A 22,217-nucleotide genomic window follows, 5' to 3' on the forward strand; every position below is an offset into this window, starting at 1 on the left:
TTTAAAGTAAATGTTGAAATACAATATAATTATACCATAAATGCCAATCACCAGAGGAAGATGTGTATCAAGGATAATCGTATCGTGTTATCCTTGATGTCAAAAAATTAGAGTTATTTTGAGAAATGTTCAGGAAAAGTATCTATAGATGGGAGAAATTACTGCTATGCCTGACCTGAAAAATACGCCAAGCATAACGAGATTGCCAAACGGATCGAACTGGAAGAACGACACTGTTCTGTTTATAGCAAGCCAGACGCTCTCGCTTTTTGGGACATCGCTGGTTCAGTACGCGATGATGTGGTACATCACCTTAAGCACGCAATCCGGCGTGATGATGACGGTTTATATCATCTGCGGATTTTTGCCGACATTTTTGCTTTCTCCGTTTGCCGGAGTCTGGGCTGACCGTTATAACCGTAAAAACCTGATCATGCTGTCGGACACGCTCATTGCGGCAGTTACCCTTATTCTGGCCATTCTTTTTTTGCTGGGCTACAAAACCGTCTGGCTTCTGTTTGTGATGGCTGCCCTGCGTGCGTTTGGAACGGCTGTTCAGACGCCAGCTGTAGGTGCATTTTTACCTCAGCTCGTTCCGCAGGATAAGCTGACCAAGGTCAACGGCATCAACGGCAGTATTCAGTCGCTGGTCATGCTGGTATCACCGATGATCAGCGGAGCATTGTTAGCCATAGCTGCAATTGAAACAATCTTTTTTATTGATGTGGTCACAGCTGCCATTGCTGTGACGGTATTGTTTGTATTCCTGAGGGTAGCTGCCCATGCCAAAGCCTTGCAGAAGCAAACCGTCAGTTACTTCGGTGATCTGAGAGAAGGGATCCGGTATGTTCTTAACCATCCGTTTTTGAAAATTTTCTTTCTATTTACAGCTGTTTTCTTTTTCCTGGCAGCGCCTTCTGCGTTTTTAACCCCGCTTCAGGTTACACGCAGTTTTGGTAATGATGTCTGGCGGCTGACTGCAATTGAAGTTGCGTTTTCGCTTGGCATGGTTATCGGCGGACTCGGGATGGCATCCTGGGGAGGCCTCAAAAACCGGGTAAACACGATGACCCTGGCAGCGTTAATGATTGGGGTATGTACTCTCGCGCTTGGGGTCGTTCCGGTTTTTTGGATTTACCTTCTTTTTATGTTCCTGATCGGGGTCGTCATGCCCATCTTCAATGTCCCGGCAATGGTTCTGCTGCAAGAAAAAGTGGAAGGGGATTTTCTAGGCAGGGTATTCGGTGTTCTGACTATGATATCAAGTTCCATGATGCCGCTTGGGATGTTGGTGTTCGGTCCTTTAGCTGATGTAATTAAAATAGAGTGGATGCTGATCGTGACCGGTGTGCTGCTGTTTATTCAGGGGTTTTTTCTGCTTGGAAATAAAACCCGGATTGAGCCGGAAAGACAAGAGCAGCCTGCCGGAAAACCTTAAATGGTTAACTGAAAAGCTCAAATATTCAGGTGGAAAGATTTAAACATAGACGCTGATAATAGAAGATGGCAGAAATGAATTCTGTATTATTCTTTGTGTTTGCTTGTATATCAATTCGATATTTTATAGTATAATAGCAGTCGAAATTATGTCATTGACAAAAGCTTTCGATTTTAGACATTTTCAGATATATTAAGGAGGACAAAATGCAGAAAATCCAAATGAACGTCCCACTGGTAGAGATGGATGGCGATGAGATGACCAGAATCATCTGGAAATCCATTAAAGAGATCTTGCTTCTACCCTATATCGATTTAAAAACTGAGTATTACGATCTTGGCCTGGAATACCGGGATCAGACGAATGACCAGGTTACGATCGATGCCGCTATGGCCAACAAGAAATATGGCGTTGCCGTAAAGTGCGCTACCATTACGCCGAATGCCCAAAGGGTTGAAGAGTACAATCTGAAAGAAATGTGGAAGAGTCCGAATGGCACCATCCGAGCGATTCTGGATGGAACGGTTTTACGAGCGCCGATTGTTGTGAAAGGCATCACACCAATGGTCTCTGCCTGGAAGAAACCGATCACGATTGCCCGTCATGCTTATGGTGATGTTTATCGCAATGTCGAATACAAAGTCCCGGGCGCTGGAAAGGCGGAACTCGTTTTCACCAGTGAAACCGGTGAAGTGAACCGTCAGACGATTTTTGACTTTGCTGGCAAAGGCGTCATTATGGGAATGCATAATGTCGACAAATCCATTGAGAGTTTTGCGCGTTCCTGCTTTAACTATGCGCTCGATGTCAAGCAGGATCTATGGTTTGCGACCAAAGACACGATTTCCAAACTGTACGATCATACCTTCAAGGATATTTTCCAGGAAATCTTTGATGCGGAGTACAAGCAGAAATTTGCCGATGCGGATATTGAGTACTTCTACACGCTGATTGACGATGCAGTGGCCCGTGTTATCCGTTCCGAGGGCGGATATATCTGGGCATGTAAAAACTATGACGGGGACGTGATGTCCGATATGATCGCGACAGCTTTCGGCAGTCTGGCCATGATGACATCGGTTCTGGTATCTCCCGATGGCTGCTATGAATATGAGGCAGCACACGGGACAGTAACCCGTCACTATTACAAGCATCTTAAAGGCGAAGAAACCTCAACGAATGCGATGGCTACCCTGTTTGCCTGGACCGGAGCATTAAGAAAACGCGGCGAAATCGACGGACTGAAAGATCTGATCGAGTTTGCAGATCAGTTGGAAGCCGCTTCCCTGCAGACAATCGAAGCAGGAATTATGACCAAAGACCTGGCCCTGATTTCCGATCTTCCTGAAAAGACGGTTGTCAGCACGGACGGATTCCTACTTGAAACCAAAAGGACCCTGGACAGAATCCGTGGTTAATTCTCGCACATCGTGTTGGATTTAACTGAATGAAATGACTGGGTGATTAAACAGCCTTGGTCCGAATTTCCATCGGATTAGGGCTGTTTATTATATCTAAAAAATTTTTCAATTTATGGGGTAAACATGGTTTTTTATAAAAAAACTGCGGATTACGTGAAAAATTTTCCTCCTTTTGATAAAATAGTATATATATCGCCGAAAATGTAGGATAATACTATAGGAAATTAATTTTGCACAAGCGGAGACGGAAAAAATTGAAGTATCTAAAAAAAGAAATGAAATTGGAAAATCCTCTGGCTTTTTGGACCCATTTTGACAAACAGGATCGTCTTTTCTTTTATAATCCCCTGACCGGTGAACTGATCATCGGGGCAATACGTTGGAAAACCTTTGCTGAAGGAGAAAGTTATCAGAATTACGACCTAGTGTTTTCTGCCAGAACCTTTTTTCAGTCGGTCCGTGATCCCAAATGGGCCGGACTTGGCAATGAAACCATTGCTTTCAAGTACTATTATGTTGAAAAGGACGGCAAGCAGCTTTTATACTATCCCGAGCAGGCGCCGAAGGAAGAAATTTGCGGGTTAGAGGACAGGGAGACAAAGTCTGTCCGCCATACCTATACGATCGCTGATGATGATTACCCGCAGTGGCAGGAATTATTCACCAATGTCAAACAGGAAATATCCTTAAAAAACGTGGATAAAGTGGTTATTTCCAGAGAAGTGAAAATCAGTTGTGCCACGACGGTTCATGTTGAGAGCGTACTCAAGAGCCTCCGGGAAAAAAACCCGGACAGCTTTGTTTTTGCGTATGCGAAGGAAGGACGGACTTTTCTGGGTGCTACGCCGGAAATCCTGGTCCAGAAAGCGGACGATGAAATTATCAGTTATGCCCTGGCGGGCACAATTCCCCGTAACGCCATTGATGAGGGGACTCAAATGGAGATCCTGCTAAACGACCCTAAAAACCTGCATGAGCACCGAATTGTGCGGGATACCATAGCCGATGTGATGAAAAAATACTGCGCTGAGGTATGGATCGACGAGACAAGGATTCTGACCCTGAAAAACCTTTATCATCTAAAGACCCGTCTTGGGGCAAAAGACCGCAGTCTTTTAACCGCCTGGGTCACCCGTCTGCATCCGACGCCGGCCCTTGGCGGCAATCCGGTCGGACCCGCCCTTGACATTATTGCCCGAGAGGAAAAACACGAGCGGGGGATGTATGCGGCCCCCCTGGGAATCATGGATCAGAACGGTAATGGCATTTTTGTGGCCGGTATCCGGTCGGCCCTTATTCAGGACAATATGGTCTATGCGTATACGGGATGCGGGATCGTGGAAGGATCCGATTGTCTGGAGGAATACATCGAGACGAACGATAAATTAAGGACGATCCTGGAGGGCCTTGTACCCTGAACCCCATGTCCTTAAATCTAATCCTGGAATCTTATGATTCTAACTTTGGAAATCTTTAAGCTTGGGATTTGAAATATGTTGGACATGAAGGTGAGGATAGTACGACGATGACCGATTTTTTTGTAGCAACGAATTACATAGCGGCCCTGGTGGATGAATTGTACCAACTGGGCGTAAGGGAAGTTGTGATCAGCCCGGGATCGCGTTCTACCCCGCTGGCAATTTTATTCAGTGAACATCAATTTGAGATCTATGTCAGCATTGACGAACGTTCCGCAGCCTTCTTTGCACTCGGGGCAGCCAAAGAGATGCAGAGACCCGTCGTGCTGGTTTGTACATCAGGATCTGCTGCAGCGCACTATTTGCCGGCCCTGGTAGAAGCCAAATATTCCAGAGTTCCGCTGATTGTTCTGACGGCCGACCGGCCGCCCGAACTGCGTCAGGCCGGAGCGCCCCAAACCATTGATCAGACCAGGATTTACGGAGAGTATGCGCGTTTTTTTGAGGAACTGGCATTACCCGAAGAAGATGAACGGATGTACCGCTATGCCAGGGCAGTTATGCAAAGAGCTTACGGCAGCGCCATGACGGGAAGCTTTGGCGTGTCCCACGTGAATATCCCGCTGCGTGAACCATTGGTGCCGGATTTAAGTAAACTTGATTTTACAGCAGGCCGCTACAGAGATGCTTTTAGACTTCATAAAGAACCTTTCAGCCTTAACAACCCGTCTTCGTATCTGCTTCCTGCCGAGCCTTTGGAAGTTCATCCGAAATTTGATGCAGCATTCAGCAATAAAAACGGAATCATTGTTTGCGGCGGCGACGCGTATGCTGACTATCATACAGAGGTACTGGCCCTAGCGGCGCGTTTGAAAGCGCCTGTACTTGCCGATCCGCTGTCCAATTTCCGCAGCTTCTCAAGCGAGATCATTTTGGACAGCTACCAGGCATTTCTAAAAGACGATGCGGTCAAAGACGAATTAAGACCTGAATATGTCATCCAGTTTGGACAGACACCTGTGTCGAAAAGCCTTCAGCAGTATTTGGCCCGGCATCAGGACGCATTATTTGTCCAGGCCGATACAGTATTTGACTATCGTAACCCGGCACTTTCCACGAATCATTATGTACTGGCTTCACCTAAACTTTTTGCAGCGTCGGTCAAAACCGAAAACAGCAGCCGGGGATATTTGGATAGGTGGCTCATTTGCCAACAAAGAATGCGGGTGCAGCTAAGACAAGCCAGACAGGAAAAAGGACTGTTTGAAGGGGCCTTGATTCAAAGGCTTCAAGATCTTCTGCCTCAAGAATCCAGGATTCTTGCAGCCAACAGTATGGCCGTCCGCGATGTTGATGATTTTCTGGAAGCTCGCGCGCAAAACCTGAAGGTACTAGGAAACAGAGGTGCCAATGGAATCGACGGCATGGTTTCTACAGCCCTTGGTATAGCGGCTGCCGGTAAACCGACGGTGCTGCTGACCGGAGACATTGCACTTTTCCATGATTTAAATGGGCTTCAGATCGCCAAGAATCACCCGTTGAATCTGACCATCCTATTGTTCAATAACAATGGCGGGGGGATCTTCAGGTACTTGCCCCAGAGCCGGGGAAAATATTTTGAAACGCTGTTCTTAACCCCCCCGGGCTTGGATTTTTCTGCATTAACTGCTCTGTATGGCATCGCCTACTTTGAACCGAAAAATTATGAAGAATTTGAGCGCAGTTTCCAAACAGCTCAGAACACACAAGGCATCAAGCTTATTGAAGTAAAAATAGATCTGGAGTTAAGCAAGGAACTGCATGACAAGTATACCCGGCTGCCATCAGAAAATGACTAAGGTGGATGATAGGAAATGATGATCACCGCAAATGGTCTAAACATTCACTTTGAAGTACGGGGAACTGGGAAACCGGTCGTCTGTTTGCACGGCTTTTCAGAGAACCTCGGTACCTGGGACGACATGGATCTGGCCGGCTTCCGGTTGATCCTGGTGGATATGCTAGGACACGGCAGTACTGAAAAACCGTCTGCCCTTCAGCCGTACAGACTTCCCACGCTGCTGGAAACGCTGCATGATTTGACGCAGCAGTTAGAGCTGGTGCATTACAGCGTGATAGGGTATTCCATGGGCGGCCGAATTGCGCTGGCCTATGCTTTACAATATCCCCGGGAAATTGCTAAACTTATCATGGAAAGCGCTTCCTATGGGGAATGCGGTGAGCTCAGCAGGGAGAAGCGGCGCAGAGATGATGCCGTACTGGCCGAAGATATTCGGCAGAACGGGATTGAATGGTTTGAAAGCTATTGGTCAGGTTTGGAACTTTTCAAAACACAAGCCCGGCTTCCCGAGAAAGTCCGAGCGAAAATCAGGCAGCGCCGCCTGCAAAATGAACCATATGCGCTTGCCAATACACTACTGGCGAGCGGTCAGGGAACGTTTCCTTGTCTGAAAGATCTGGTGGCCGAATTGACAATGCCTGTTCTCTTTATCAGCGGCGAACTTGACCCGAAATACCAGAAAATCAGCCGGGAGTTCAGTCATTTAAATGCCAGGATTATCCGGCAGACCATCTCCGGAGTAGGGCATAATACGCATATGGAAGACCCGCAGACTTTTCGGGCGGTCGTTAGCGAGTTCCTAAGCGTTGATGCTTAGATGAAATTACGGAAAGACGTAATAAGAATTCGGGAAAAAAGAATATGAACCCGGAGAAAAAGAATACGATATTATAGGGAGGTAATTCAATGAGCACATTTCCGTGGAAAAAATTCAGCCGCAGCTATGAGGATATTATTTATGAGACATACAGCGGGATCGCCAAGATTACCATCAACCGCCCGGAAGTCCGCAATGCTTTCCGCCCCAAAACGATTATGGAATTGATTGATGCTTTTTCGATTGCCCGGGAGGATGAAAATATCGGGGTGATCATTTTGACCGGCGCTAATCATGGTCAGGGCCAGGAAAAAGAAGCATTCTGCTCCGGCGGTGACCAAAAGGTGCGTGGTCATGGCGGTTATGTCGGTGACGACCAGATTCCGCGTCTAAATGTGCTGGATCTGCAGCATTTAATCCGCATCATTCCTAAACCGGTGATCGCAATGGTCAATGGGTTTGCGATTGGTGGCGGCCATGTTCTGCATATTGTCTGCGATTTGACAATCGCATCGGAGAACGCCAAATTCGGCCAGACCGGACCGAAGGTCGGTTCTTTTGACGCCGGCTACGGTGCAGGTTATCTGGCTCGCATCATCGGCCAGAAGAAAGCCCGCGAGATCTGGTATCTCTGCCGTCAATATACGGCTAAGGAAGCCCTGGAGATGGGACTCGTTAATACAGTCGTCCCGTTTGAGCAGCTTGAAGAGGAGACCGTGAAATGGGCGCAGGAAATCCTGCAGCATTCACCGACGGCCCTTCGCTTCCTGAAAGCAGCTTTCAATGCAGATACGGATGGTCTCGCCGGACTGCAGCAGCTGGCCGGGGATGCAACGCTGTTATTCTATACCACAGACGAAGCCAAAGAGGGCAGAGACGCTTTTAAAGAAAAACGCGAGCCCGATTTCAAAAAGTTCCCGAAATTCCCCTGATCCGGCAGGATATTACGAAGACCTACCTCAAATAATGTAATACACGATCTGTATGGATGGAATTAAGGATTTAATAGAGAGTATGGATTAAGATGAACTGGTTAAAAAGGCAAGCCCTTGAAAAACCGGATAAGAAATTTATCAACGACCTGACGTTTCGGGACGTGTCCGAACGCGTGAGCTTACTTTCGGTAAGGCTTTTGCTGCATGTCAAAAAACAAAAAAGGGTAGCGCTCCTTTCGAATAATTCTGAACAAACGGTCTTGTTTTTTCTGGCCTTACAGCTGCTTCAAAAAGAAGTATTGATGCTGAATACACGTTTAACCGCTGAAGAAATCGGCAAACAAGTAAAAACCTTGGATATTCAGCTGGTTTTGGCCCAGGATGGTCTGGCCGCCGTGAATTTTAGCCAGTCATTTCCGGCCGAAGTGAAGTCATTTTCGGATGTAGTTGGGGATGATGTTACGGATGATGTAAAGGCTGATGCTGCAGAACAAGATGATTCGGAAGCATGCAGCGAATTTGATCCGGCCGTGGATTATAACCCGGAACAAATTGCAGTCATTATGAATACGAGCGCCACGACCGGAGAATTCAAATCTGTTCCGCTGCGCTGGAAACAGTTTGCTGCCCATGTTAAGGCTTCTCAAAAAAGCCTCGGAGTCACAGAAGAAGATAACTGGCTAATGATTCTGCCGTTGTATCATATCAGCGCCTTAACGATTCTACTGCGCAGTTTATACAACGGGACTGCGGTAACCTTGCTGGAAAGCTTTCGGGAAGAAGAAACGTTAAACCTGGTTCAGGAAGGAAAAGTCAATATGCTGTCGGTTGTTCCGACCATGCTGAACAGAATCATTGACCGGATTGACAGGCATTGCTTGAGAGTGGTGCTTATAGGGGGGGAGTTCATACCCCGACCCTTGGTTGAAAAATGTATGGTTAGGCAGATCCCTATCTATAAAACGTACGGTATGACGGAAACCACCAGCCAATCGGCAACTTTTTCCGTTCTTCAATACCCGGATAAGCTTGATTCAGTTGGCTTACCGCTGGACTCGGTGGAAATCCTGATCAAGAATCCAGGGCCTGACGGCAGCGGCGAAGTCCTGATTCAGAGTCCCATGGTTATGGACGGGTATCTTGGCCGGGAAACAATCTCTGGATTTTTTCCTACGGAAGATATCGGTTATTTGGATCCGGATGGTTTCCTGTATATTCTCGACCGTCGCAAAAACATGATCATTTCAGGCGGGGAAAATATTTATCCGCGGGAAATCGAAAATATACTCTACGCGCACCCTGGGATCAAAGAATGCGTTGTCATCGGAAGAAAAGATCCTAAGTGGGGACAGGTACCTGTCTTATTTGCAGTATCTTCGTTAAACGAAGAAGAGATCAGGGACTATCTGTCTCCGAGACTTGCCCACTATAAACTTCCCAGCGAGATCATTTTTTTGGCTGAACTTCCCCGGAATACCACAGGAAAGATCCGTCACAAGGCACTGGAAGATATGCTGGCCGGGGGAGGAAACCCATGATCATAAAAAAAGCAGAGCTGTTCCTTTTGGACATGCCTTTGAAATTTACCTTTAAAACATCTCAGACCACTTTGAACCACCGGGAAACGATCATTCTTAAAATCACAGACGAATTTGGGAATACCGGCTATGGGGAAGTTGTCGCTTTCTCTGATCCTTTTTATACTTCGGAAACGCTTGCTGATGCCAAACGCCTTCTGCTGGAAACTTATCTTCCGCGGCTGCTGCAGGAAGAGACTGTGCATCCTTTCGACATTCATGCCTGGCTGGACAGAGCTTACCCGATGACAGGCGCCGGGGTTGAAAATGCGTTGCTGGACGTGTACGCGAGGCGTCAGGATATCCCTGTCATGGCGGCTGTGTTTCTGGAGGAGACAAATACGCAGATTGAGGCGGGGATGGTTCTGGGAGATCTGGATAGCGCCGGCCTGTTAAAACAGATTGAACAGTACCTGCAGGAAGGTTACGTCCGTTTTAAAATAAAGATCAAACCGCAGGACGGTTTTGCCAAACTCAACATGATCAGAACTGCCTATCCCTATCTCGAGCTGCTCGCGGATGCCAACAGAAGCTTTCGCTCCGAGCACATTCCCGAATTGATGAGAATAGATGGTCTTGGTTTGCTGTGTTTGGAGGAACCTTTGGCTGAAGCTGAACTGACGGACTATCAGAAACTCCAGGCAGAAATGCAGACGCCTGTCTGTCTGGATGAAAGCATTTTAAGTGTAGCTGACCTGGAGAAGGCGATCGAATTAAAAGCCTGCCGCGCCTTGAACATCAAGACCGGCCGGGTTGGCGGCCTGTTTTATGTCAGGCAGATGATTGAGCTTTGCCGGAAGCATCATATCTACTATTGGATCGGGAGTATGGTGGAAAGCGGAATTTCGAAAATACTGCACGTCCATTTGGCAAGTCTGAAGGATACCTATATTCCTGGAGATTTGTCGCCGTCCCAGCGTTATTTTCCACAGGATATCATCCGGCCTGAGGTCACGGTTCAAAACGGCAGGATTGAAGTACCCCGGGGTCCGGGATTGGGAATTGCTGTCGATGAAAATGTCCTGGCTGATTATACCGTTGAGCATCACATATTCGCTTAGCAACGTGCGCGGGAAAGGAGGACCACTTGATGGAAAACCAGAAATACCTGATGGATTACCTGAATATTGAATATATACAGTATAAGGACAATACGTTTGAAGCCAAGATGAATTTAACGGCTTTTCATAGCCAGCCTTATGGTATATTGCATGGCGGGGTAACCATTGCTTTGGGAGAATCGGCTGCAGGATATGCCTCCAATCAACTGCTGGATAATACCCAGGTTGCTGTGGGCCAGAATATTACGGCAAATCATATGAAAACAAAAAACATAGAAGGCTATATCCTTGCGAAAGGCAGACTGCTGCATCAGGGAAAGACATCTCATGTCTGGTTGATTGAAATGCTTGATGAAAAGGATGAGTTGATTTCCGTAGTAACCGTGACAAATGCGATTATCAATTACAATAGAGTGTAAAAGAAGGCTGTTAAAGCCTTCTTTTACATAGTATGAGGGTAGATCTGTGTGCCACAATACCACACTGGTCTAGCTATGGACGTCAAAATATTTGTGACCACTGTGCCTGTAATGGTGGCGTATTTTTTTTGACAAAGATGGTGTAATGTGATAATCTTCTCATTGCAATCTACTAATTTAGTAATTTAGTAGATTAGTTGATATAAAAGAAATGACAAAATAAAATTTTGCTAAATTAGGAGAGGTGACTTATGAAGATTCCGACGACGCTGAAACATAAACCTGTGATTGTATCGGAGGACTATGAACGGATTGACGGCAGAAATGCCTATGATTCCGACGCCAAAGGATTATCCCTGGGGCTGGCCCAGTGGAATGACAGGGGAAAGCTGGAGATATCTGCAAAAGTCTGGCGGTTCACCGGAGAAAAATGGTCGAGACAGTCCGAGGAGCTTCCACTTCACCGGGTGATCGATCTTGCGATCCTGATTTGCAGATCGACACTTCATTTTCGTGAGGCCTACCGGTATGAAAAAATGTATGATCCTGAGAAACCCGTCATTGACAGGATCGGGCTGCAGGGAGATGCAATGACCGTAGCCGTATGTACTGATAATCCGATGATTGAAGGAGACATCAAACTATTCAGGCAAGTACTCAGCAATGATGATGAATTAATCGGAGAACGGTTGAGTACGCTTTCCAAACTTCTGAAGGAAATGGGGTATTAGACGATGACGGGTACATCCGACCGGAAAAGGGAGCTCCGCAATGAATATAAGGAACGGAAAACTTCCGGTGGAGTTTTTATGATTACCAATAACGAAAACGGCAGTTATGTTCTGCAGGGCGCTGTTAATGTCAGGCGGTTCCAGAACCGTTTTGATTTTTCTAAAGATACCGGCTCCTGTGTGCTGACAAAACTTCAACCGGAATGGGATGAATATGGGGCCAAGGCCTTTAAGTTTGAAATTCTGGAAGAAATCGAAATAAAAGATACCCAGACCATGAAGGAATTTGAAGAAGACCTTCAGCTTCTCGAAGAGATATGGGCGGAAAAGTTGGATCCGGAACTAAGGATTCCCTAAGGTATCCAATGCGGTTTTCTTAGGTATCCAAGGAATGATGTATATTGGAATCTTTGACCTGTGAGAAGGATGTATTCTTCTCACGGGCATTTATTTTTTTAATCATAGTTGGGTTGGCTAACATTATAATAGTCTGAGAAGAAACCAAACCATGAAGAAGATGATTCCAGATTGCCGAATAATACGTCTTTGTTAAGCGGAATTTTTTTAAGAAACCAACTTTCTGTCCACCTATAAGCGTGCCCAAAGAAAGCATAGAAATGACAGCTCCTTTTATCAAGTAATGATCATTACCCGTTTTCTTAAGCGTATAAACTAAGGGAATTCCCCACAATGAGCCTATACCTAAATGAGCCAATTGACCCAATATGAAATTCTCGCGTCGTTTTGTTCTATATGGAGCTACAAATAATCCACCTGCTATATGACCATATAGTGTTTCAGTTTTCCCTGCCTTAAAAATTAATAAATTAGATACATCCATAGCAATCGTCCCAATTAAACCTCCAAGAAGGCCAATGATGATTGTATCTTCGCTCCTGCCAATTTTCAGCATTAAAGTACTCCTTTTTTATATAGAATGCACTTATTTTTGAAATTTTAGAATGGTATTTTCTACCGCTGAAATTTGGTCAAAAAAGTCTGCATTTATTTCTAACTGGAGTCTGGAGTTTTTTATTTAACCCCGGCCCAGAAATTCTTTCTTACTGCAGTGCTGGCCATTGTCTTGATGATCTTAGTTATACTGATGATCAGAAGGGTACGTATTTTACTGAAAAATATACGCCTAAAGCCTATGGCACAACGCCATAGGCTTTAGACTTGTCTTATTACGATTCTTTTTTTGTGTGAGATTTTATTTATCCGTGCTGTCCTTGTTGTCAGTGCTGTCTTGAGCGTCTTGCACTTCTACAGTTTGAGATTCAATTTGCTCGGGCACTGCAGCAGGGGATTCAGCCGGGTCCTCAGATACGATATCTTCAGCTGCGGTATTAACGGTGTTTGTATTTACCACTGCGGGTTCAGCATGGACCACGGTTTCACTGTTGGAACATGAACGGAAGTATCCGGTGATTTTTTGATTGATGAGACCTGCACCATACAGGACTACGGCAATGCCAAGGATGCTAAGCGGCTGGAAGATTCCAGGGAGCAGTTGACCGGGAACCAATTCCTTGGCGACCATTTCATATGGATAGCCTTGCGTGATATACTGCGAAATGGTGTTGTTGAAATACAAAATATTATTGACTAAAAGTGCAACAGCGATAACAGCAATAAAAGCAGATGCGATATACATGAAAATCGAACTTCTGGGGAGCTTTTTTCTTGCCTGGGATTTCTTTTGTTGTTTCATAAAAGATATTTCTCCTTTTTTTGCCTGTCACGGCGTTAATTGTTTTGCAGACCTTTATTTATTTGAAAAAGGTTCCTACTGGTAATATAGACATTAATTCTTAGAATTATATTAATGTAGGGTTTACATTATTCATTTTTGATTTTATACTGTATAATTGTACGAAGAGCCAAGCATCCTCATTGTTTCAAAACATTGACTATGAGGGGATTTCCAATTGGGAAGATTCAGGCAGCATTTATACGTAAAGGTTAAATTTAATTGAAGATAATTGGGGGCATAATGATGATTAGTGTTACGAGGCTGCTATTTGATGCGGAATATTTCGGGGATTCCCTGCGTTATAGCAGGCATGCTCATGGGGCTAAAAACGGAGCAACAGGTAGTTCAGGACCGGTCGTTGTTTGGAATTCGACGCGAACCTGCAATTTGCAGTGCGTCCATTGTTATATGGACTCAGATTCGCAGAAATATAACGGAGAACTGACAACGGAAGAAGCGAGGAGGTTTATTGATGATTTAGCGGAGTTTCACGTTCCTGTCCTGCTCTTTTCAGGCGGAGAGCCTTTGATGCGGCCCGATTTTTTTGAACTTGCCGCCTATACTGCTCAGAAAGGAATCAGACCAACTTTATCTACGAACGGTACGTTGATAACACCGGAAGCTGCCCGGCACATCAAAGAAATTGGTGTAGGTTATGTTGGGGTATCTCTTGACGGTCTGAGAGCGGTGAATGACAAGTTTAGGGGCAGAGAAGGAGCTTTTGCGGCTGCTATGGGAGGAATCCGGAACTGTGTGGAGGCGGGTCAGCGCGTTGGTCTGCGCTTTACGATTAACCGTCATAATTATGAGGAACTGGATCGTATCTTTGATTTTATTGAAGCAGAAAAAATTGACCGTGTTTGTTTTTATCATTTGGTATACTCCGGACGGGGCAAGCAAATGGTCGCTGATGATATTACTCCCGAAGAGTCGAGACAGGCGCTCGATACCATTATCCGCAGAACAAGGGACTTTGAAAAACGCGGACTGCACAAGGAAATCCTGACAGTTGATAATCACGCCGACGGTGTTTATCTCTATTTGCGGGCTTTATGTGAAGATCCGGCCAGAGCGGAGAAAATAAAGACACTCATCGGCTGCAATGGCGGAAATCGTTCTGGGATTGCGTTTGGAGAGGTTGATCCTTCAGGGAATGTACATCCAGATCAGTTTACGCAGCATATCTCGTTTGGCAATGTCCGAGAGAGAAAGTTCGGAGATATCTGGACTGACTTAAGCCAACCAGTGCTGGCAGGTTTGAAAGACCGTAAACCGCTTCTCAAAGGGCGATGTGCCGAGTGCCGGTATTTAGATTTCTGCAACGGCAATTTCCGCACCAGGGCAGAGGCTGTGACAGGCGATTTTTGGGAATCTGATCCTGCCTGTTACTTAACGGATAAAGAGATCGGAATAAAAACGATTAATGGTTGAGGTTTAGCTTTGTTAATCTCTGTACTAGGAAAGGAAGAAAGATATGATTGTCTCTTGGAATACGACAAATGCCTGCAACATGTATTGTGATCACTGTTACCGCGATGCCGGATGCAGGGCCGAGGAGGAACTCAACACGGCTGAGGCCAGGACGCTGCTGGAACAAATCGCCAAAGCAGGGTTTAAGATAATGATTTTTAGCGGCGGTGAACCACTCATGCGCCCAGATATTGTTGAACTAGTCGCCTATGCCAAAGACCTTGGTTTACGGCCTGTCTTCGGAACCAATGGTTCTTTGTTGACGGAAGATCTTGCCGCAAAGCTTAAAAAAGCCGGCGCCATGGGGATGGGAATTTCCCTTGATTCAATGGATCGAAAAAAGCAGGATGATTTCCGTCGCTATGACGGAGCCTGGAACCAGGCTGTGCAAGGTATGCGCAATTGCAAGGCAGTGGGGCTTCCTTTCCAGGTGCATACAACAGTGATGGACTGGAATGCACATGAACTGGAAACACTTACGGATTTTGCGGTCCGGGAGGGAGCAGTGGCGCACCATTTTTTCTTTCTGGTGCCGACAGGCCGGGCAGTGTCTATAGAAGAAGAGTCTTTAAGGGCGGAAGCTTACGAAGAAGTGCTGACCAGGATCATGAAGAAGCAGCAAACCGTTGATATTGAACTGAAACCAACCTGTGCACCGCAGTTTATGCGAATTGCCAAACAGATGGGGGTAAACACCCGGTTCAGCCGCGGCTGTTTGGCTGGAACAGCATATTGCATTATCAGTCCGAAGGGTCAGGTACAGCCCTGTGCATATTTGAATCTGCCTCTCGGTGATGTCCGGGACACACCTTTTGATGAAATATGGCGCAGCAATCCGGTTTTGCAAGAACTGCGCACGCTGGCGTATAAAGGTGGGTGTGGCAGCTGCGGGTATAAAAAAGTTTGCGGAGGCTGCCGGGCTCGTGCTGCTTTTTATGAAAACGGTGACTACATGGCTGAAGAGCCCTGGTGTTTATACCACGGACGCAAGGGGGTCAGTTGCTAAATGGAGACAAAGGACCGGATTTTGCTGACCAGAATCCAGGCGGCCTTCCCGGTTGAGGAACGTCCTTATCAGGTTTTGGGAGAAATGCTGGGGCTAAATGAAGAAGAAACATGGCAGCGGGTTAACCAGTTCCGGCAGAAAGGAATGATCCGGCGGATAGGCGGAGTCTTTGATTCTCGTCGTCTTGGGTATTTCAGCACGCTTTGCGCGGCTAAGGTTCCGGAAGAAAAAATATCCGTTCTTGCGGATTTTTTAATGGAAATCCCCGGAGTTACGCATAATTATTTGCGGGATCATCGTTACAATATGTGGTTTACGGTCATCTCCCGGTCGCAGGCCGGGCTGATGCAGATTTTAGAACAGGCAAAGAATATTTTGGGAAGTCCTGAAGTTTACAGCCTTCCCGCTATCAGGTTGTTCAAGATTGGCGTGCTGTTTGACCTGGAAAAGCGTACAAATAATAAGCTGCCCATTGCGAATGCCGGCTATTCGTCTCCGGAAGGGCAGCCTGCTTTTCAGGCAGGGGAGGGGGATAAGGCCTTAATCCGCATTTTGCAGGGTGATTTGACTTTGTCGCTTTGTCCTTTCTCTGAGGCAGCTTCCAGACTGGGATGGTCAGAAGAAAGTGTCCGAGCAAGAATCCAGGACTATAAGCATGACGGGGTGCTGCGACGTTTTGGTGCCATCCTGTATCACCGGAAAGCTGGATTTACTTCAAATGCGATGGGGGTATGGGTTGTTCCAGAAGCGCAGGTTGAAGAAACCGGTCACATCATGGCCGCCTTTAAGGAAGTAAGCCATTGCTACCAACGCCCTGAACTTCCGGATTGGCCGTATAATCTATTTACCATGATTCATGGGCATTCGCCGTCGGAGTGCAGGAAAACAATGGAGAGAATTTCTAAGGTTACAGACATACGACAGTATGAGATGCTATTCAGTCATGCTGAATTGAAAAAGACAAGCATGGAATATTTCAGGGAAGAAGAGTAAAATAACGCATTTTTGGCAAGGGCGTAACGGGACTTAAGTTCTGTTACGCCCTTGTTCCTTATGCTTTATTGATTTATCTGTTCCGGTGATTGTCTGCTGGTATCTTTCTTCAGATTAGAGTAAAAACTGAATTAATACACAAAATAAGCATGATAGAATAAATTTGGATGGTAATGCCGAGATGCTTGACCAGCTTATCACTAAAATACGCAGTAAGAACATAGGAAAAGAAAAACCTTTGCTTGATGAACGGTCCCAAGCCGGGAAGCCTCTGTCAAGCGTAATTGAGCATAACCTGCAAGCCATGCAGCAGATTTTTGAAAAATGTTCGGATATTTCTTTCAGAGAATTTCAGCTGCACTCTACCAAAAAAATCAAAGCGTTTATTGTCTACTCAGACAGCCTGTGTAAGCCCGAAATTATTAATGATGCAATTTTAAAGCCGATCATGCTGGAGGTTTCTGCAAGGACAGAAAATCTTCACACAAAAGCAGATCTTAATACGAACACAGCCGTTTATACGGACACGAATCTCAAAACAAATGTCGGTGATATGCCCGGTATCATACTTCAACATCTGCTAACCAATTACAAAGCCGATACGTTGTCTCTGATCTCCGAAGCAGCTGACGCAGTACTGGAGGACAATCTCGTTCTGATTATAGACGGGTATCCGATTGGCATTAAAGCTTCTGTCCAGGGCTATAACATCAGACAGATTAATGAGCCGACGACTGAACCGAACATTCACGGACCGAGGGACGGTTTCGTGGAAAATCTGGGAACAAACATAAGCCTTCTCCGACGCCGCATCCGGACCAGCCTACTGAAGGCTGAGAGTATAACGGTCGGAACGTTATCCAAAACGAAGGTTAATATTTGCTATATTCAGGGGGTAGCAAACGAAAAGATTGTAGCTGAAGTCAAATCGCGTATTGAGAGGATCACGATCGATAATATTTTAGACAGCAGTTATCTTGAAGAATTTATCTCTGATGAACCAATCAGTCTGTTCCCACTTGTACAGTATACGGAACGGCCGGACAGGACCGCCGCTTCGCTGTTTGAAGGCAGAATTGCCATTATGGTTGACAATTCACCTTCTGCTTTAATTATTCCATGCACTTTTGTGACCTTGATACAGGCCTCAGAAGATTACTATTATAGCGCTTTGTTTGCCTCTTTTGCGCGATTAGGCCGTTTTATGGCCATCAATATTACACTACTGGTTCCGGCAGTTACAGTTGCGGTATTTTCAGTCAATCAGTCGCTTATTCCAATATCTCTTTTGAATACGGTAGCCGGAGCAAGAGAAAATCTGCCTCTGCCAATTTCTTTGGAAATATTTTTGATGGAACTTGTTTTTGAGCTTCTACGGGAAGCCGGGGTACGTTTGCCTAGGACAGTTGGGCAGGCGATCAGTACAGTAGGCGGTTTGGTGATCGGGCAGGCCGCAGTCGATGCCGGGATTGTCAGTCCGACTTCAGTGGTGGTTGTCGGTTTGACAGCGGTTGCTTCGTTTACATTCCCGGATTACAATGTCGGGACAAGCATCCGGATCATTCGTTTTGGCTTAATTATCATGGCCAGTGTTTTTGGAATTGTGGGAATTATCTTTGGGCTGATGATTTTGCTTACCCATCTTTGCAGTCTGCGTTCTTTCGGGGTACCTTATCTGTCACCCATCGCTCCGCTGACACTGCGTGATCTGAAAGATACCTTAATCCGGGCCCCTTGGTGGGCGATGTCTACGAGACCCAGGTTCTTCGGAGGCAAGAAATCTCTGCGGGGCAATGTTGGTCACATAAAGCATAAACCTAAAAAGAGGGGGGATAACAAATAAGCAAGGAACGGATGTCCGGAACGCAAATAGCAATGTTGCTGTTTATTATGATGACCTCAACCGCGATCCTATTTATTCCGGGATTAACCGCACTGACAGCCAAACAAGATGCCTGGTTCGCGAGCCTGGGAGCAGGGATATTTGCTTTTGGCGTATTGTTCATTTCGGCCAAGCTGGCACAGCGATTCCCGGGACTCACAATAGCAGAATATCTGCCGCTCATTGTAGGAAAAATCGGAGGCAAGGCGCTGGCTGTTTCCTATATCCTATTTTTTATTGTCTTAAATATCCTCGTCGTTAGGGAAACTTCGGAATTTTTAACCGTATCCGCTTTATTTGGAACGCCGGGCATTCCTATCAATTTGGTATTTGTACTTATTTGCTGGTATTCTGCGCAAAAAGGGATTGAAGTGATTGCGCGGATGAACCAATTCATCCTGCCTCTATTTGTATTTGCTTATCTAATGGCCTGTATCTTGGCGATTCCGAAAGCAGATCCAAGCAGTCTGCTTCCTATTTTGGAAGACGGGATCAGTCCGGTGATGCAGAATATATGGATACCGGTTCAATGGTATGGCGAAATTGCCGTATTGCTGATGTTAATCCCTCTGATAAACAAACCTCAGGAAGTGCTGAAGAAGGCATCCTACGCGGTTATCAGCACAATGCTTTTGTTGACTTTCGGATCGCTGGTTGTACTTACTGTCTTAGGGGCAGATGTGACCGGTCAAATGATTTTCCCGATATGGTCTACTGTGAAAACAATTGAATACGGGAATTACATTCAACGTATAGAATTATTGGTATTGCCGTTATGGCTGACCGGGATCATGGTCAAATCCTCTCTGCTTTTTTATGTAACGATTCTTGCAGCCAGACAGTCAGTCGGTAGAAAGCATCCGAAAATTATTGCCGCTTCAGTGATGATCATCGTATTCTCAGGGGCAACGTTTCTTGTACCAAACACCATGGCGCTACTGGAATTCCTGACAAAATGCTGGCCGTCCATATCTTTGTTATTTGAAGTTGTACTGCCGTTACTGTTGCTTGCTATTACATTAATCAGAAAGAAAAAAGGGGGCTGTATGCAGTGACATCAAAAGCAAAAAGATATGCCCGGATGATTCTTTTGATGCTGAGTTTGCTTTTCCTTACAGGCTGTTGGAGTAGAAATGAGGTTGAGGATTTGGCTATGATGACTGGCGGGGCGATCGATTACTTGTCTGAAAAAGGTCAGGAAAAGTATGAGGGTCAATGGGTAATCATTAGTCCGCCAAGCTCCAGTAATTCAGACGGTGGTGCGTCTTCCAGCAAATCTACGGATCTGGTGTATAAAGGGGAAGCTGAAACACTTATGGAAAGCATAGCGGCTATAAATAAACAGCTTCCGCGTTTGCAGACCAGTAGCCATGTAATATTTACCATTTTTGGGGAAAATTTGGCTAAGACAGTGACGGCCAAGGTGGTGGAAAACTTTCTGCGTTTTCCTGAAGGTAGACCCAATCAATTTTTATTTGTGACCAAAGGAAATGCTGGGCCTTTTCTTCAGGCCAAGCCGGCACTTGTTTCGAATCTTTTTAAGCAGATAAAAAAACAGCAGGAGATTGCGCTTCGCACGGGAGTTTCAAGAGGGGTTACCTTTCTGGAATTTTGTCAATGGCTTCTTAGCCCAGACCGAGATCCGGTGCTGCCGCAGATTAAATGGAATGATGTAAAAAGCGATAGTATTATGATTGAAGGCTTGGGTGTATTTCGAAGCGACAAACTTGTTGGCTGGTTGGACAGGGAGGAGTCTACAGGATACTTGCTTCTGACGCATGATTCTAAAGACAGCCTAATGACGTTTAAGTTTGAATATGGCTCCCAGATGATCAGTTACCAAATGGGGGCCTCCAAGCATAAAGTCAAAGCAAAAATGGTTGATGGAAAACCAGTCTTTCATATATTAATCCAAACTTCCGGGACAATTCCTGAAAACGCTAATATCCAAATCTCCACGAAAAATGTCAAGCAAATGGAAGCAGCCGCTGCAGAAAGCATCAAAGAGGTGGCGTTAAAGAGCATTTCAAAAGCCAGGTTGTATGACTCGGATTTTTTGGGTTTAATGCAGCAATTGCACCGTCATGAGCCGTCAGCCTGGAAAGAAGTCGAGACTGACTGGCGGAAGGCCTTCCGGGAAGCGGAGATTGAAGTAGAAGTTCAGGCAAAGATTGTAGCGGAATGGGCATTAAAGCAATCCTTTAATCTCAAGGACTAGGGACATTCCAGCATATTCAAAAGGGCCTTGAAGATTTCCATGCAAATTAATGGATGTTAAAAAGGATCAGAATGTACTATAATTCCTAATATAGTCAATATTATCATGGCATGGAAGCACACGATTTTGGCATATCCATTTTACCGGCCTTTATTAGTGAAGAGTGATACAAAAGGAGAATGCAGTTATGAACATGAAATATATTAAAAAAATACCAACGGCCGAGGAGATTATTGAACAGATACCTTTACCTGAACATATAAAAAAAATAAAACGGGACAGGGACGAGCAGATTAGCCATATTCTAGAAAACAAAGATAACCGCTTTATTCTGATCATCGGACCCTGTTCGGCGGATAATGAGGACTCGGTATGTGAATATATTGGAAAGCTCGCTGTCATGCAGGAAAAAGTCAAGGATAAGATATTGATAATCCCGCGGATCTATACCAACAAGCCCCGTACTACGGGGGAAGGCTATAAGGGGATGGTCCATCAGCCCGACCCGAGCAAAGAACCCGATTTATGCGAGGGGATTATAGCCATCCGTAAGCTCCATATCCGAGCCCTGTCGGAATTCCATATGCCGGCAGCTGATGAAATGCTTTATCCGGAGAACTACACGTATCTTCTCGATGTGCTGGGTTACATTGCAGTTGGTGCCCGCTCTGTGGAGAATCAGCAGCACCGCTTAACCGTCAGCGGCGTATGTACACCGGTCGGCATGAAAAACCCGACGAGCGGGGACATAACGGTTATGCTGAATTCGATTTATGCCGCTCAGCAAGGGCATCATTTTATCTATAACGGCTGGGAAATAGAGACATCCGGTAATCCGCTTGCACATGCTATCCTAAGAGGGGCTGTGGATTCCTCCGGCAGAAATATTCCGAATTATCATTATGAAGATTTAATCTATGCCGCCTACGAATATGAAAGGCTCCAACTGGTCAATCCAACAATCATTGTGGATACCAACCATGCCAATTCGATGAAGCGCTTCTATGAACAGCCTCGGATCGCGCGGGAAGTTCTGACAAGCAGAACGTATGATCCGCTGTTGAATAAAATGATTAAAGGGCTGATGATTGAGAGCTATCTGGTAGAAGGCAGGCAGGAGATCGGAGCGAATATCTATGGAAAGTCCATTACCGATGCTTGTCTGGGATGGGAGAAAACGGAAGAATTGATTTATAAAATAGCTGAAAACGTTTGAGCTTGGGGGTTTAAGAACC

The 22,217-nt window shown here is 45.7% G+C and carries 20 protein-coding genes; 18 read left to right on the forward strand and 2 right to left on the reverse strand.

Features of this window, described 5'->3' with window-relative positions:
- Window positions 1-166 precede the first annotated feature (166 nt).
- The 11 genes from AB3489_RS05590 (at window position 167) to AB3489_RS05640 (ending at window position 12,014) form a co-directional block, all read left to right on the forward strand.
- Window positions 167-1,438: an MFS transporter gene (locus AB3489_RS05590; protein WP_015043106.1), complete on the forward strand. Its 1,272-nt coding sequence runs from the start codon at window positions 167-169 to the stop codon at window positions 1,436-1,438.
- A 206-nt stretch (window positions 1,439-1,644) separates the two neighbouring features.
- On the forward strand, window positions 1,645-2,856 hold the full coding sequence (locus AB3489_RS05595) for an NADP-dependent isocitrate dehydrogenase (RefSeq protein WP_015043105.1): 1,212 nt from the start codon (window positions 1,645-1,647) through the stop codon (window positions 2,854-2,856).
- Between the two features lie 257 nt (window positions 2,857-3,113).
- Window positions 3,114-4,277, forward strand: coding sequence for an isochorismate synthase MenF (locus AB3489_RS05600; RefSeq protein WP_015043103.1), 1,164 nt, complete (start codon window positions 3,114-3,116; stop codon window positions 4,275-4,277).
- Window positions 4,278-4,384: 107 nt separating this feature from the next.
- Window positions 4,385-6,115, forward strand: a complete 1,731-nt coding sequence (menD, locus tag AB3489_RS05605) for a 2-succinyl-5-enolpyruvyl-6-hydroxy-3-cyclohexene-1-carboxylic-acid synthase (RefSeq protein WP_015043102.1) — start codon at window positions 4,385-4,387, stop codon at window positions 6,113-6,115.
- A gap of 15 nt (window positions 6,116-6,130) precedes the next feature.
- Window positions 6,131-6,934: a 2-succinyl-6-hydroxy-2,4-cyclohexadiene-1-carboxylate synthase gene (gene menH / locus AB3489_RS05610; protein ID WP_026071882.1), complete on the forward strand. Its 804-nt coding sequence runs from the start codon at window positions 6,131-6,133 to the stop codon at window positions 6,932-6,934.
- Between the two features lie 89 nt (window positions 6,935-7,023).
- Window positions 7,024-7,866: a 1,4-dihydroxy-2-naphthoyl-CoA synthase gene (menB, locus tag AB3489_RS05615; RefSeq protein WP_015043100.1), complete on the forward strand. Its 843-nt coding sequence runs from the start codon at window positions 7,024-7,026 to the stop codon at window positions 7,864-7,866.
- Between the two features lie 92 nt (window positions 7,867-7,958).
- Window positions 7,959-9,407 (forward strand): o-succinylbenzoate--CoA ligase, encoded by a 1,449-nt coding sequence (gene menE, locus AB3489_RS05620; protein ID WP_019226425.1) that lies wholly within the window; start codon window positions 7,959-7,961, stop codon window positions 9,405-9,407.
- Entirely contained in the window at window positions 9,404-10,507 is a 1,104-nt protein-coding gene (gene menC / locus AB3489_RS05625) for an o-succinylbenzoate synthase (RefSeq protein ID WP_015043098.1), read from the forward strand. The genes menE and menC overlap by 4 nt, the downstream gene beginning before the upstream one ends.
- A gap of 29 nt (window positions 10,508-10,536) precedes the next feature.
- A complete protein-coding gene (locus AB3489_RS05630; protein ID WP_015043097.1) occupies window positions 10,537-10,926 on the forward strand; it encodes a PaaI family thioesterase in 390 nt (129 codons plus the stop codon).
- A 251-nt stretch (window positions 10,927-11,177) separates the two neighbouring features.
- Window positions 11,178-11,657, forward strand: coding sequence for a DUF6530 family protein (locus AB3489_RS05635; protein ID WP_015043096.1), 480 nt, complete (start codon window positions 11,178-11,180; stop codon window positions 11,655-11,657).
- A 3-nt stretch (window positions 11,658-11,660) separates the two neighbouring features.
- A complete protein-coding gene (locus tag AB3489_RS05640) occupies window positions 11,661-12,014 on the forward strand; it encodes a GIY-YIG nuclease family protein (protein WP_015043095.1) in 354 nt (117 codons plus the stop codon).
- Between the two features lie 19 nt (window positions 12,015-12,033).
- Here AB3489_RS05640 and AB3489_RS05645 read toward each other — a convergent pair whose 3' ends face one another.
- On the reverse strand, window positions 12,034-12,570 hold the full coding sequence (locus AB3489_RS05645; RefSeq protein ID WP_019226424.1) for a hypothetical protein: 537 nt from the start codon (window positions 12,568-12,570) through the stop codon (window positions 12,034-12,036).
- Window positions 12,571-12,870: 300 nt separating this feature from the next.
- Window positions 12,871-13,371: a hypothetical protein gene (locus AB3489_RS05650; protein ID WP_019226423.1), complete on the reverse strand. Its 501-nt coding sequence runs from the start codon at window positions 13,369-13,371 to the stop codon at window positions 12,871-12,873.
- Between the two features lie 285 nt (window positions 13,372-13,656).
- Here AB3489_RS05650 and nirJ1 point away from each other — a divergent pair, with 285 nt between their 5' ends.
- The 7 genes from nirJ1 to AB3489_RS05685 all read left to right on the forward strand — a co-directional run bounded on the left by nirJ1 (window position 13,657) and on the right by AB3489_RS05685 (window position 22,198).
- Entirely contained in the window at window positions 13,657-14,844 is a 1,188-nt protein-coding gene (gene nirJ1 / locus AB3489_RS05655; RefSeq protein WP_026071881.1) for a putative heme d1 biosynthesis radical SAM protein NirJ1, read from the forward strand.
- Window positions 14,845-14,887: 43 nt separating this feature from the next.
- A complete protein-coding gene (gene nirJ2, locus AB3489_RS05660; protein WP_015043090.1) occupies window positions 14,888-15,889 on the forward strand; it encodes a putative heme d1 biosynthesis radical SAM protein NirJ2 in 1,002 nt (333 codons plus the stop codon).
- Window positions 15,890-16,882 carry an Lrp/AsnC family transcriptional regulator gene (locus AB3489_RS05665; RefSeq protein ID WP_015043089.1) on the forward strand — a complete coding sequence of 331 codons (993 nt, stop codon included), beginning with the start codon at window positions 15,890-15,892 and terminating at the stop codon, window positions 16,880-16,882.
- A 181-nt stretch (window positions 16,883-17,063) separates the two neighbouring features.
- The gene (locus tag AB3489_RS05670) at window positions 17,064-18,725 is read left to right on the forward strand and encodes a spore germination protein (protein WP_015043088.1); all 1,662 of its coding nucleotides are present in this window, start codon (window positions 17,064-17,066) and stop codon (window positions 18,723-18,725) included.
- Between the two features lie 11 nt (window positions 18,726-18,736).
- Complete coding sequence (locus AB3489_RS05675; protein ID WP_015043087.1) at window positions 18,737-19,819, forward strand: endospore germination permease; 1,083 nt, start codon at window positions 18,737-18,739, stop codon at window positions 19,817-19,819.
- Window positions 19,816-20,982 carry a Ger(x)C family spore germination protein gene (locus AB3489_RS05680; protein WP_015043086.1) on the forward strand — a complete coding sequence of 389 codons (1,167 nt, stop codon included), beginning with the start codon at window positions 19,816-19,818 and terminating at the stop codon, window positions 20,980-20,982. The genes AB3489_RS05675 and AB3489_RS05680 overlap by 4 nt, the downstream gene beginning before the upstream one ends.
- A gap of 187 nt (window positions 20,983-21,169) precedes the next feature.
- Complete coding sequence (locus AB3489_RS05685; RefSeq protein WP_368294279.1) at window positions 21,170-22,198, forward strand: 3-deoxy-7-phosphoheptulonate synthase; 1,029 nt, start codon at window positions 21,170-21,172, stop codon at window positions 22,196-22,198.
- Window positions 22,199-22,217 lie beyond the last annotated feature (19 nt).

The sequence above is a fragment of the Dehalobacter sp. TBBPA1 genome (genome assembly GCF_040931655.1).
Classification (GTDB): Bacteria; Bacillota; Desulfitobacteriia; order Desulfitobacteriales; family Syntrophobotulaceae; genus Dehalobacter; species Dehalobacter restrictus.